Here is a 12651-nt window from a genome sequence, read left to right on the forward strand (position 1 = left end):
TTGATGACGACAAGTTGTAACAAAGACACTAAGTCTCATGAGTCGATATTGTTAAGTATAGATAAATCAAGAGCCAGTTTTTGAGTGCTGACTTTAATTAATTTTTTAAAAGCAAGATTTACGTCAGTTGTCTTTCTCATTTAAAGGTACAATCAACCGTTGTTGAATTACTATCAAAAATAGTGCCAGACTTATGATGACTGCTAAAGAGCGAGAATATCTGTCCTTATCAGTGTTGTGGCTTACTTTTATTTGCAAATTGCATTGCACTTTTTACTACGTTGCAATTTGCAAATATTTTGCTTATAAGTTGGAGGGTATCAGCAGGTTGATGGCAAAAAACAAATAAGGTCTTTATGATGTTCGGTTACACCTTAATTGCTCTATCATTTCAACTTGTCTAGCACCAGCTTGAACTCGTGCTCTCAATTCCTCTTTTAAAAAAGGTTTACGTATAAAATCGTCAGCTCCATTATCAAGGGCTGCGATAATATCATAAGCACCACCCTGACCGGTCAGCATAATAAAATAGGGACGTATGGAGAAGTACAAATTTAAGTAGCTTAGAAAGTCTAATCCGTTCATTTTTGGCATACGCCAGTCACAAACAATGATGCCGACAAGTGTATCCTCAAGGATTGACAAGGCTTCATGGCCATTTCTGGCAGTATAAGTAGAATAGCCTTCTTGTGATAATATAGTTTCTAGTCTAAACCTTTCAGGTGGTACATCCTCGACAATTAAGATTTGTTGCCATAAGTTGGCTGACTCAATTTGTTGTTCAACTTTTATTTCCAATGTATGTCTATGACTATTCATATTCATGAAAAATCCTTATCTATGTGATTTTATAGTCCTCGTGGAGTACTGCGAATACATCACTACTTAACAGCCATTAGTGTTAGTGATATAAAGAATAACAGGAATATAGCTGGCACTTTTTAGGCCAACCTTGCGTGAGAAGGTAAAAGTAATTACTGGTGAGACTATTGCTGTAGCGAAGGAAAGTGTATTATTCTCTTTAATCGTTAGGTAATAATTTTTTATCCCAATGCTGCTTTTTACGATAAATAGTAGAAGGGCTTACCTCAAGAAATGCTGCTGCGCGAGGTATATTTCCGTCACATTTTTCAATGGCTCTTTCAATGACTAGTTTTTCTTCTAACCATAAAGGCCGTATTGGTTGGGTGGCATTATGATTATCAGAGGAGGCTGTGTGCGAACTATTAGTATTCGTTCCGTTGTCATGGGTACTTACTTTCGCAGGTAGTATTTCTTTATCCAGTTCTTCACTTAGTGTTAGTTCACTGTTTTTACTAAGTGTATCTGTATTTTGAAATTCAATTTTTTTGAAATTTTCACTTTTGTTAAATGGAGAAGGTAGCATATTTAATGTAATACTCTTGCCTTCATTTAATACAACTGTGTTTCGAACAATATTACTTAACTCTCTAACATTTCCTGGCCAGGAATACTCAAGGAATAGTGTTTCAACCTCTGAAGAGAAAGTAACAAAGGATTTTTTTTCCTCCTTGTTGTACTGATCGAGAAACGATTTTGCAATGAGTAAGCAGTCTTTACCACGTTCTCTTAATGGCGGCATTTTAATGGGAATAACATGTAATCTATAATAAAGGTCTTCGCGAAAGCGGCCTTCTCTTACTTCAGTTAAAGGGTCTCTATTTGTTGCACATATAAAACGAGCGTCTACGCTTAATTCACGACTACTACCTACTGGTTGAAAAGTACCTGATTGAACAAACCTGAGTAATTTGCTTTGTAAGTCTAATGGCATTTCTCCTATCTCATCAAGAAATAATGTACCGCCAGCGGCTCTGGAGGCAGCTCCTTCGCGTGCAGTGACTGCACCAGTAAATGCTCCTTTTACATGTCCGAAAATTTCGCTTTCTAATAAATCTCTTGGAATCGCAGCACAGTTTAAAGCAACAAATGGCTTTGTTGATCTATTGCTTTCCTGGTGAATCGCTTCTGCACATAGTTCTTTACCTGTCCCACTTTCTCCGGTAATAAAAATTGTAGCTTGACTTGATGCTGCGCTTTCAATAATTCGATATACAGTTTGCATTGCAAGTGATCCGCCTATAAACTTATGAAACTGTTTACGGTTACAACTCTTTTCATACTCATGGACAATATTACTCAGTTGCCGCTCTTTGAGTACGTTATTAACCGTCACAATGAGTCGATTACGGTCAAATGGCTTTGTTAAAAAATCATTTGCACCAAACCTCATAGCATCAACAGCTATGTCAACGGTACTATGTGCAGTCATTACTATGATGGTTATATGTTTATCATTTATTCTTATGGTCTTAAGGATATCAAGTCCTGAAATATCAGGCAGTTGAACATCAAGTAATATGACATCAAAACAACATTCTTTGACTGTGTCCAATGCAATTTTTCCTGAGTGTGCAATACTTACTTGAAACTCACTTTCCAAATAGTGGCAATAAACCTGAGCTGTTGACGCGCTATCTTCAACAATGAGAATATGCCTACTCTTTTTTGGGTCCATAGTGTTACTAATCCCCTAAACATGTATGTTTATACCTTTTTCTGTGGGTATGGTGTAAAATCCCCTAACAATTTTTGTTGAGGTATTCTTGATAACTTTTTCGTGTAGCTAACAGCACAGATTGAAACTGGTCAACTAATGTATCAACTAATGATGTGTCATAGTCTTTAGCTGCATACTCAAGTTGCATGGTAAGTCTCTGTAATTTTGACGCGCCAAACGTGCCACTACAGCTTTTCAGTGCATGTGCTTCTTCTCGAATAGCATCAAAGTCTTTAATCCCTACAGCTAAATTGATGGCTTCAAACCGACTGTCTAATTCAGTTATGAACATATTTAATAGTGGCGTAAGTGATTCTTGAGAAGTATCTTTAACTAGTTGGTTTAAAATGACTTGTTTAAGAAAAGGCTCATTATTTTCTTTTTCCCATTTTGGATCAGTATCCGTTGTTATTGTTGCTTTATTTTGACTGCTATTTAATCGACATCTTTTAATAGCTTCAAGTAATTGATTTACATCGAATGGTTTACTCACAAAGTCATTCATACCTAAGTTAAGGCATTTTTGTATTTCACTTTTTTCTGCGTTTGCTGTCAGAGCAATGATAGGTGTTCCTGAGTTTAGGTTGTTACTTTCACGAAGTGCTTTAGTAGCCTCATAGCCATTCATTTTGGGCATTCTAATATCCATTAATATGACATCAAAAACTTCCCGCTTAGCAATTTGAATAGCTTCTTCACCATCATTAGCTGTTTTTACATTAAACCCACGACTTCTCAGCATTTCTCCGGCTACCAGCCGGTTAGCTGCGACATCTTCTACCAAAAGCAGCTGGCCTCCATTCGTCGGGTTAAACGTTTCTAAGCGTGACTCAGTTTCATCTTTAACTGTCGTAATATTTTGATAAATTGAATTTAAAGAAAATGGCTTTGGTATTCTTTTAAATGAAGAAAATGGAGGGTTTAACTTTGTCCAATCAGCGCAAATACAAAAGCAATGATCCTTATTACTGGGTAACCAGGAGTAATCAATAACCTGTTGACTATCTTTATAAGGTACATGCGGTGTTTGCTCATCGATGATCAGTATAGAGTTATCAAGAGAAATATCATTTTCTATTATAGACTCTTGTAACGCCTCTAATGATGAAAAGCTTGAACAAGTATTGTTTATTTGCTTTACTTGTTTTATTACTTTACTGCGTAGAGCTTTGTTTGGAGAAATAAATATAAGGTTTTTTGATGAAAAATGATTGTTAGGATCAATGTTGCTATATTCGATGGTAACTGGAATTATAAAAGTAAAGCAACTCCCTTTTTGTGATTCACTAGCAACATAAATATTTCCATTTAAAAGCTGAACTAGCTTTCTTGCAATAGTAAGTCCTAGTCCAGTTCCTCCATAGCGGCTATCTATGCTTGCATCAACCTGCTCAAACTCATTAAATACATTTGGTAAATATTTGTTTGGAATACCTACACCAGTATCAAACACTGACACCTTTAAAGCCGTTTTTCCTGAGTTAAAGGTCACTGGTAATACAGTGACTGATACAACGCCTTGTTTGGTAAATTTAATTGCATTATCAACGAGAACATTCAGAATTTGACGAAATCTGACGGGATCTGTTGTTATCTGCTTTATAGTGAAATCGACAAAGTACAATAATTCAACTTCACTTGATTCTAGACGGGCTTGAGCACTATTTAGGACATCCTCTAATAGTGTAAATAAGTTTGTCTTATCTGAAATTATAGATAAATGACCTGCTTCAATTTTAGAAAAGTCGAGTACCTCATTAATAACCGCCAAGAGAGCTTGTCCACTGGTTTTTGCTGTTTGTAATAGCCGTAAATGGCTTGGGTCATTTAAACGCTCAGCTATTAAATTAACCGAACACAAAACGGCATTTAGCGGTGATCTGATTTCGTGACTCATATGTGAAAGAAAACGAGACTTTGCTTGAGATGCTTCTTGTGCGGTGTCACGGGCGGCTATCAACTCTCCTTCAGCTTGCTTTCTGTCACTAATATCTCTTACAAAAGCCGTAGCTAGCCGCTCACCATCAATTTCTGTTCCTACTAGTGCTAACTCTACAGGGAATCGTTTACCATCTTTATTAATAGCTTCTATTTCTATTCTTTTACCTATTAATGGTCCTTTGCCTTCTTCCTTGAAGCGCTGTATACCTTTGCGGTGTGCTTCACGCATTTCTTCAGGAATAAAGTAATTTTCCATTAGTTGACCAGTGATTTCTTCTCGTTGCCAACCGAATATTTTTTCTGCTGCAGAGTTGTATTCTTGAACGTAACCGTCCATATCAACAGTAACCATTGCATCAAGGCAAGCGTCAGTAACCATGGACTTAATTTTTTCAGAACGATTGATTTTTGCCTGAAGTTTCTTTTTGGATATGGTGTCGCGTAATAAAATGATAAAGTAACAGTCATTGTTAAGTTCTATTTTTGAAGCAGAAATGTCAATTTTTATAAGGCTGCCATCTTTACAATAACCTCTAATTTCATGTGTAGTATTTAATTCATCTACACCTTCAAAGCTGTTTGTCGATTGACAGGATGTTAATGAGGAAAATTCAGGAATAAGAAGAGAAAGTTGAGCACCAATAAGTTCTCCTGGCAAGTAACCAAATAAATGCTCTCCAATAGTATTTACATCCTTTATAGCTCCATTGCGATTAATAGTGATAATGCCATCACCAATGACATTTAAAATAGCCCGTAAGTATGTTGGGTTGTTAAATAGAGTATTTTCTTGCTCATTTTGCTTTTTAACTTGTTCTGTATGAGGTTTGTCATAGACCATATAGCGGACATCCTGATCAGGCTATCTGACAAAATAAGTCATTTGATCTAGTAAAAGTTATTTTTCTTTTATTCGTGATTAACTGAGTCTAGCTCTGCAACTCTTTAACAGCCAATATGAAGATAGAAGAACAGTAAATACAGTACTAAGTAACAGTCATCCTAGGGCCTGTTAACACTATTTGAATCACCACTGCCGTAGACTATTTTTTCGCCTAGCAAGGCACAAGGAATGCTGTGTAGTCATTCTACATAAATGACTTGTAACACTGCTAGGTGGAAAAATAATCACGGCCCGAAGGGTTATGACGGTAAAAGCACTACTCGTTGTTGCTCATTGTTCATTTAGAACAACTAAACTTCACTCTTCGCGCCTAGATTAGTGCTTTTACCGTCATAACAGTGATATTCAAATAGTGTTAACAGGCCCTAGCAACTCATTACAATCAATGGCTTAGGGTCCATTACTTGACAGCCCCACCTGACATCTCTGAAATGCCTAGGGTTATCAGTTAAACTGACTTAAACATCCAGCTGTTCTTGGCGCAGCTCGGATAGCAACGTCTCTTTACCTTCTGATTGGACGTAGTTCAAAAATGTGTTTGCAATAATTGAAAGTTGCTTGCCTTTTAGCCAAGCAAAGTACCAGTGAGTTTTAATAGGAAGTGGCTTGATGGCTAGTTCCACCAGACCTGCACGTCCTCCAAAGGCTAAGGTATGAGCAGAAAGAATTGATATCCCTAAGCCCGACATAACCGCATGCTTAATTGCCTCATTACTTTCAATGGTCATTTTGAGGTTCAGTTGTATTTGATGCTCTTTCATAAATTCTTCGATGGCGAAACGTGTTCCAGAGCCTTTCTCTCGCATTAAAAAGGGAGCATCACTAATGGTTTCAAGATGAATTCGTTTTTTGGCGGTTAATGGGTGATTTTGAGGAGCGATGGCCACAAGCGGGTTAGGTAAAAACTCAATAGTTTCCATCTCGATATCTTCAGGTAAATGGCTGAAAACATAAAAGTCATCCATGCCTGCACTTAAACGGTCGATCACTTGTTGTCGGTTAGCGACTTTCAGCTGTATATCTATGGCAGGATAACGTTCACAAAAAGGCCCCAACAAGTGCGGAATAAAGTACTGAGAGGTTGTTACAACAGCTATTTTCAGTGTGCCGGCTTTTAGACCTCTTAAGTCAGATAACTTGGTTTCTAAGTCGATAAAGCTATTAAGCACATCTTTAGCCGTTGTTGCTAGTGCGTGTCCTGCATCTGTGAAGACTAGTTTTCGACCAATCTGTTCGTAGAGAGGCATATCAATGGTTTCAGCTAACTTTTTGATCTGCATCGAAACAGTGGGCTGCGTAAGATAGAGCATCTCAGATGCAGCTGTAATGCTGCCTCCTTCATAAACCGCAAGAAAGATCTCCAACTGACGTATTGTTCCTATATGTGCATGTAGTCTTGAAGTCATAAGTAATGTTAGTAATAGAGTGTTAGTGTATAGAGTATTATCTATTCAAATAAGTTTACTAGAGTTTTTTTTCTATATATTACCTTGTGCATAAAGTGGAGTGATGTCAACTTAAATTCTACATACTGCAAAGTTTATACAGCCATATCAAACACGATGTTATTGAAAGTAAATATGAAATCGAAACATTATCTTTTAGTGCTATAAAATACTAATAGGAACTTTCAATATATAGACTTTTATCTATATAAAAATTGAAAAATATCTATTTCCATCTAACTTTTAACTGGTGCATGATATTAACAAGTATCAGGAGCAGGCTGGGCTTTAACTTGTAGTCTAAAAACAAGTAAGCGTAGGTACTGCACGATATTATTTGATGTTTTAAGGGAGAACATACTATGACATTTAGCCGACCAATCGTTTTTAGCGCTGTTGTCGCCATGAGTTTGATTCTAGTAGGGGGGTTATTGGCGAGCCTAAACGTTATCAGTTGGGCTTTGGCGTTAGTGGGTGTTTTGTTATTGGTTGCTAATTTGTTTAATGCAGTAGCATTAAAGCCATCAAACGAAAGTCTTATGGTAAGCCGTTCAACAATTGCTAATAGTGCCGTACGTTTATAATTAAAAGTGGAGGAAATATGCCGTTTGATGTCGTGGTTGCATTTTTCATTCTGGGTGTTGTTGCCAAATTAATGCGAGCCGAATTAACCTTTCCTAAAGGACTTTCACAAACTCTCACCTTATTTTTAATGATCGCCATTGGTTTAAAGGGTGGGGTGGCTCTTGCTGACCATGCGCATACCACTTTAATTACTCAGGCATTAGCGGTTATTGCTTTTGGGGTCGTTTTACCCTTTATTGCCTTCCCCATTCTGACTTATTTTGGCCAGCTACCAAAAGTGGACGCTGCTTCAATTGCCGCACACTATGGCTCTGTGAGTGTAGGGACTTATGCAGTTGCGGTGGCAGTACTTGACTCGCAGTCGATTGCTTATGAAGCATATTTTCCACTTTTTGTGGTGTTACTTGAGCTTCCAGCAATTGCTGTAGGTGTTTTCTTAGCAAAAGGAGCTTCATTAGGCTCTGAACGAGGTAAACTGCTGCATGAAATATTTTGCAGTCAAGGGGTTGTTCTTATGTTGGGAGGATTAATCATTGGTTGGATGTGGGGAGAGCAAACCCAACAGATAATGCCTTTCTTCAAAGAGTTATTCCATGGCATTTTAGCCTTATTTTTACTGGATATGGGGTTAGTCGCAGCGAGCCGTCTCAGTTCTCTTAAATCAACAGGTTCATTTATTGCGACCTTTGGTGTGATCATGCCACTTATTGGTGGCTTGCTTGGTGGTTTGTTGGGCAACCTATTAGACTTGAGTGTAGGTGGAATAACGCTACTGGCTGTTTTGGGCGCTAGTGCTTCTTATATTGCGGTACCCGCAGCGCTTCGAGTAGCTCTACCAAAAGCTAATATGAGCCTATCAATTACGGCTTCGCTCGCAGTGACTTTTCCATTTAATGTTTTGGTAGGAATTCCAATTTATATCAGTTATGGACACTGGCTAGCTATACTTGGTTAGCGTCAGTTTAGAAATGACTGGAGATAAAAGAGAGGCTTGATTATGAATATTCAAAAAATTCTAGTACCAATTTCTCCTGAACAAACAGTAACCGAGCGTTTTCACCAAATATTTCAATTTGCAAACAAAAAGAAAGTTTCAGTGACATTACTATCCGTTATTGAGCAAATTACGCCAAATTGTGTTGCTCAGTACACCCAGCAAGCATCTTGGGAAATACTCGATCAGATTAAAAACGAGCAGCAAAAGAAACTAGAGAGTGACGTTAATGCGTTAAGTGCACAGTATAAAGATTGTGCATTTAATTATGAGCTGGTATCAGGAATTCCTTTTGTTGAGATAATAAAAAAGGCTTCAGAAGGAAAATTTAATTTAATTGCCATTGATGCGGGTCGAGGTTACAAAAGTAGAGCGGCACAGTTCGGAAGTACTACACGCCATTTAATGCGAAAATCTCCAACACCGCTCTGGACGGTAGTCTCTGACTATCAGGCTAAAATAAACCGTGTGTTAGCAGCTGTTGATGTAGCCGCTCCAACAGATGATGGGCTTGAGTTGAATAAGAAAATAATATCATGTGCTGCTGCATTCGCTGCTACTAATGAAGCAGAGCTTTATGTTTTTCACGCCTGGCGTTTATTTGGAGAGGGATATTTTCGATCATGGGGAAGGTTAAGTGAGCTTGAAATTGCTGAGTATGCACTTAAGGAAAGAGATGCTCGTAATGAAAAGCTGACTGAGTTAACACGTCCAGTAGAGGAAGCAAAAATTACATTACATCAGGTGTTAAGTGAGGGCGAGCCTGAGGAGATATTACCCGCGTTTATTAACCAAAATGGTGTGGATTTACTAGTGATGGGCACAGTATGTCGCACAGGTATAGCTGGCTTTCTGATAGGTAATAAAGCTGAAAATTTATTAGATGCAGTCCGTTGTTCAGTTATTACGTTAAAACCAGAGCATTTTGACTCACCTGTTTTAGGCTAGTTAGAGTTTGCTGTTGTTAGTTTCAACCAGATAGTAAGTATGCATTTGAAGTATATTATTGCAGAGGGTGATTTGAGGCAAGTTAATAAGAAATGTAAATAAATACTTAATTAGAGGCATGATTCTGTGAAAGTAGATACGCAAGATAAGTTGATTTTTAACTTGCAAAAGTCTATACATTTTGCTGTTAGAATTCTGGCAGTACTAATGGTGTTTGTGATTATCATGGGTGTTATTGATGTGGGCTGGACTTTATATCAAAGACTGGTCTCTCCGCCTTTTTTAATTTTAACTATTACTGATATGCTTGCGACATTTGGTGCATTCTTGGCGGTATTAATTGCAATTGAAATATTTATTAATATCACAGTCTATTTACGAGATGATGTTATCCATGTCAAAATTGTCATGGCAACAGCATTAATGGCAATAGCTCGAAAAGTGATCATTATGGATCATGAAGAGGCGGATCCATTTTATATATTTGCTATTGGTATTGTTATTTTGTCGATGAGCATTGGTTATTGGTTAATACACCGTTTACCGAGCAAAAGCCATCAAGAAGAAGTATGATTCATGGTTAAACTATATTAAGAGAGCATTTTAAACTGTTTGAAGACAATTATGGCTCCCCAAATAATAGAAGATATCATAATAGTGGACCCTAGAAAATGAGCACCAACAGCAATTGCTTGATCATACTGTAATAAACCCGTTTCGGTTAAAAGATACTCCCAGTCATGAAACCCATATGGCGAAGAATGCCCATAGTTCCCTCCTAATAATAACAATTGACCCGCTCTGGCATCGTTAATATAAGGTGCTATATCCAAAAAATTTTCACCAAACCACCAGGCGCAAATAGATGAAGCAAATGTATTATGCTGTTTAATTAAAAAAACATAAAAACAAATTAGTGGGATGGCAAGTTGACCTAGCGTTCCACCCAAAGAGGTCATAAATTCTCCAAAAGGACGAAAAATAACATGGCCTGCCTCATGAAAGGGTAAATTTATTAAATGCAAAAATGAACTGCCAGCAGCATTGCTAGCAATTGAAGAAAAAATTAATGAAAATCCCCAAATACTTATTATTATCAGTAGGGCCGCTCGACTGTATACAGAAGGGCTATCCACTTTGTTACCTGGATAGAGTAAAATTTCTCTAATTGATATATTACTTTGCTGAGGGATTGGCTTAGGAGAAGTAGTTGAGCAATCTTTTGAAGGAGGATGATATTTGAAATACTTTTCAAAAACCACACCGCAGTGTATGCAAGTTGTGTTTGTGTCATTTTGTTCAACTTGGCACTTTGGACATTTCACAGTTTGTTCTCTCAGGCTTTCATGCTAATAAGGGTTATGATTTCTTTAAGTGTTAACAGGCCCTCGTAAAATAATTATATATCAAGCATTCATCTATCTTCTGTATTAATTATAATCCTATACTATACTTAGTACGAATTTAACGATTAATATGTGAGAATGAAGATGCCTCGTAAGAAAGTAAAGGTAAATGATTCTGTTGAAACTCATCAGTCTATTGAAGCTCAAGTCGATGAGTTTATTAAAGCAGGTGGAAAAATCACTCAAGTGCCCCGTGGGGTAAGTGGTAGACCTTCAATGGGAAAAGATCAAGCTGCTTTAACGAAAAAATAGTTAAATAAAAAGTTACTTTATTTTAATATACGATGTTCATCGGCATGGATACAGATAGGCATGTGTGTCTTAGTCTTCTAAATTATTAATTTATTACATTTTGCTTTAAATTTCTAAACTATTATTATGCTCGTTGAGTATACACTTTCATGTAAATTCTTTTCTGCCATTAAAAATCTTCTGTCAATCAGTTTTTTACTCTCCTCAGTTATACCCACAGTACAGGATATACTTCCTGACTATATTTGTTAGCGCTTATACCTCTTATCATGTGAAAGTATTGCTGCATCAAACAGGTTTGGTTAAATATTATCCTATTTGCAGGCGATGCTGGAAAGGCAAAGTTAAAACAAAATTGTTTATTTTGCACTGACAAATTATCATTGCATCCTTGCAAGCGCGAATACATGAGAGTGGTGATATTGTGTACTCGTGCTGTTCATATGTATAGTGTTGGAATTTAGGACAGATTGATTATGAAGTCAGCAATATTGGTCATTGATGTACAATGTATCCTATTTGATAAAGAGCCAAGACCTTATGAAGCTGATGAAGTTATACAACGGATAAATGCTATTACCCATCAGGCAAGATGTTCAAATGTACCTGTTATTTTCATTCAACATGAGCAAGCACACACATTACTGGAGTACAGTAGTGAAACATGGAAATTACAGTCTAACCTCAGGGTTGAAGGAAATGACTATAAAGTACGCAAAACAACGCCAGATTCATTTTTACGAACTGATCTTGCTGACCTTTTGTCTGCATTGAGCGTGGATAACTTAATAATTTGTGGTTATGCCTCAGAGTTTTGTATCGATACTACGGTACGTCGTGCGGCTGCATTAGGTTATAACGTTCAGCTGGTTGCGGATGCACATACGACACATGATAAAAAGCATGCAGCAGCAAAATATATACGAGAGCATCACAACGCAACACTTTCTGGGATTTCTAGTTTTGACACTAAGATTTCTGCTGTTGCTTCTGAAGCAGTTAAATTATAACGTAGCGATGGTGAATAGAACTTAAATCTTTATGGGTAGATTTTGGAGATGATTATTGGAGAGCACCATGAGTGATGTTTCATATCCTATTACAGGATCATGCCAATGTGGCAATGTAACCTATCAACTATTGGAACCACCTACACATGTCATAGCTTGTCATTGTCGAGCGTGTCAAAAGCTGTCGACCAGTGCTTTTAGCATCACGGCTGTAGTTAACGCTGACTCTGTTTCCTTTCATGGGGAAATGAAACAGTGGGAACGGTTAGCAGATAGTGGTAATAAAAATTATGCTAAGTTTTGTCCAAACTGTGGTAATCGTATTTATCACTTTGACCCAGATAACCCTGATGTCATTAAACTAAAGCCCAGTACGTTGAGTGATACTCGTATTATTAAGCCAACTGTTCATGTTTGGGTGAGAGAGAAACAAGCATGGTATCAGATACCTAATGGAGTCAAGCAGTTTCAGACGCAACCGACACTTTGAGGTTGAGACTATCGGTTTGTATATAAGGTGTTTTTAACATATGGGTTGATTTTATTGTTTTTACTTTTCGGTAAAAGGAAAGATAAGAGTGAAAT

General features: G+C 37.3%; 12 protein-coding genes. 7 read left to right on the forward strand and 5 right to left on the reverse strand.

The genetic code is table 11. The annotated features are described in order from the left end of the window. Positions 1 to 354 precede the first annotated feature (354 nt). The 4 genes from KHS79_RS16220 to KHS79_RS16235 form a co-directional block, all read right to left on the reverse strand. Entirely contained in the window at positions 355 to 819 is a 465-nt protein-coding gene (locus KHS79_RS16220) for a response regulator (RefSeq protein WP_165773455.1), read from the reverse strand. 202 nt (positions 820 to 1021) lie between these two features. Further along, positions 1022 to 2539, reverse strand: a complete 1518-nt coding sequence (locus KHS79_RS16225) for a sigma-54-dependent transcriptional regulator (protein ID WP_094788001.1) — start codon at positions 2537 to 2539, stop codon at positions 1022 to 1024. Positions 2540 to 2603: 64 nt separating this feature from the next. Further along, positions 2604 to 5363, reverse strand: a complete 2760-nt coding sequence (locus KHS79_RS16230; protein WP_212720334.1) for a PAS domain S-box protein — start codon at positions 5361 to 5363, stop codon at positions 2604 to 2606. Positions 5364 to 5884: 521 nt separating this feature from the next. Further along, on the reverse strand, positions 5885 to 6832 hold the full coding sequence (locus KHS79_RS16235; protein WP_027708962.1) for a LysR family transcriptional regulator: 948 nt from the start codon (positions 6830 to 6832) through the stop codon (positions 5885 to 5887). Between the two features lie 401 nt (positions 6833 to 7233). Between KHS79_RS16235 and KHS79_RS16240 the strand changes: the two genes are divergently transcribed. The 4 genes from KHS79_RS16240 (at position 7234) to KHS79_RS16255 (ending at position 9971) form a co-directional block, all read left to right on the forward strand. Further along, on the forward strand, positions 7234 to 7455 hold the full coding sequence (locus KHS79_RS16240; protein WP_212720336.1) for a hypothetical protein: 222 nt from the start codon (positions 7234 to 7236) through the stop codon (positions 7453 to 7455). Between the two features lie 17 nt (positions 7456 to 7472). Further along, a complete protein-coding gene (locus KHS79_RS16245) occupies positions 7473 to 8411 on the forward strand; it encodes a sodium-dependent bicarbonate transport family permease (protein ID WP_212720338.1) in 939 nt (312 codons plus the stop codon). A 42-nt stretch (positions 8412 to 8453) separates the two neighbouring features. Next, a complete protein-coding gene (locus tag KHS79_RS16250; protein WP_212720340.1) occupies positions 8454 to 9398 on the forward strand; it encodes a universal stress protein in 945 nt (314 codons plus the stop codon). Between the two features lie 126 nt (positions 9399 to 9524). Then, a complete protein-coding gene (locus tag KHS79_RS16255; protein ID WP_027708958.1) occupies positions 9525 to 9971 on the forward strand; it encodes a phosphate-starvation-inducible PsiE family protein in 447 nt (148 codons plus the stop codon). A gap of 17 nt (positions 9972 to 9988) precedes the next feature. Here KHS79_RS16255 and KHS79_RS16260 read toward each other — a convergent pair whose 3' ends face one another. Beyond that, complete coding sequence (locus KHS79_RS16260; protein ID WP_325167634.1) at positions 9989 to 10660, reverse strand: zinc ribbon domain-containing protein; 672 nt, start codon at positions 10658 to 10660, stop codon at positions 9989 to 9991. Between the two features lie 228 nt (positions 10661 to 10888). On the opposite strand from KHS79_RS16260, the gene KHS79_RS16265 reads away from it, so the two are divergent. The 3 genes from KHS79_RS16265 to KHS79_RS16275 all read left to right on the forward strand — a co-directional run bounded on the left by KHS79_RS16265 (position 10889) and on the right by KHS79_RS16275 (position 12556). Continuing rightward, on the forward strand, positions 10889 to 11056 hold the full coding sequence (locus tag KHS79_RS16265) for a hypothetical protein (RefSeq protein ID WP_165773222.1): 168 nt from the start codon (positions 10889 to 10891) through the stop codon (positions 11054 to 11056). A gap of 476 nt (positions 11057 to 11532) precedes the next feature. Then, on the forward strand, positions 11533 to 12066 hold the full coding sequence (locus KHS79_RS16270; protein WP_212720344.1) for a cysteine hydrolase family protein: 534 nt from the start codon (positions 11533 to 11535) through the stop codon (positions 12064 to 12066). 67 nt (positions 12067 to 12133) lie between these two features. Further along, positions 12134 to 12556 (forward strand): GFA family protein, encoded by a 423-nt coding sequence (locus KHS79_RS16275; protein WP_212720346.1) that lies wholly within the window; start codon positions 12134 to 12136, stop codon positions 12554 to 12556. The last annotated feature ends 95 nt before the right edge of the window (positions 12557 to 12651 follow it).

Origin of the sequence: Zooshikella ganghwensis, assembly GCF_018263875.1 — a bacterium.
GTDB lineage: Bacteria > Pseudomonadota > Gammaproteobacteria > Pseudomonadales > Zooshikellaceae > Zooshikella > Zooshikella ganghwensis.

Bases quoted from the DNA above. Each gene is read 5' to 3' on its own strand.
- KHS79_RS16245 (WP_212720338.1), top strand. From the start codon at position 7,473: ATGCCGTTTGATGTCGTGGTTGCATTTTTCATTCTGGGTGTTGTTGCC.
- KHS79_RS16230 (WP_212720334.1), bottom strand. From the start codon at position 5,363: ATGGTCTATGACAAACCTCATACAGAACAAGTTAAAAAGCAAAATGAG.
- KHS79_RS16220 (WP_165773455.1), bottom strand. From the start codon at position 819: ATGAATAGTCATAGACATACATTGGAAATAAAAGTTGAACAACAAATT.
- KHS79_RS16250 (WP_212720340.1), top strand. From the start codon at position 8,454: ATGAATATTCAAAAAATTCTAGTACCAATTTCTCCTGAACAAACAGTA.
- KHS79_RS16235 (WP_027708962.1), bottom strand. From the start codon at position 6,832: ATGACTTCAAGACTACATGCACATATAGGAACAATACGTCAGTTGGAG.
- KHS79_RS16225 (WP_094788001.1), bottom strand. From the start codon at position 2,539: ATGGACCCAAAAAAGAGTAGGCATATTCTCATTGTTGAAGATAGCGCG.
- KHS79_RS16270 (WP_212720344.1), top strand. From the start codon at position 11,533: ATGAAGTCAGCAATATTGGTCATTGATGTACAATGTATCCTATTTGAT.
- KHS79_RS16240 (WP_212720336.1), top strand. From the start codon at position 7,234: ATGACATTTAGCCGACCAATCGTTTTTAGCGCTGTTGTCGCCATGAGT.
- KHS79_RS16275 (WP_212720346.1), top strand. From the start codon at position 12,134: ATGAGTGATGTTTCATATCCTATTACAGGATCATGCCAATGTGGCAAT.
- KHS79_RS16265 (WP_165773222.1), top strand. From the start codon at position 10,889: ATGCCTCGTAAGAAAGTAAAGGTAAATGATTCTGTTGAAACTCATCAG.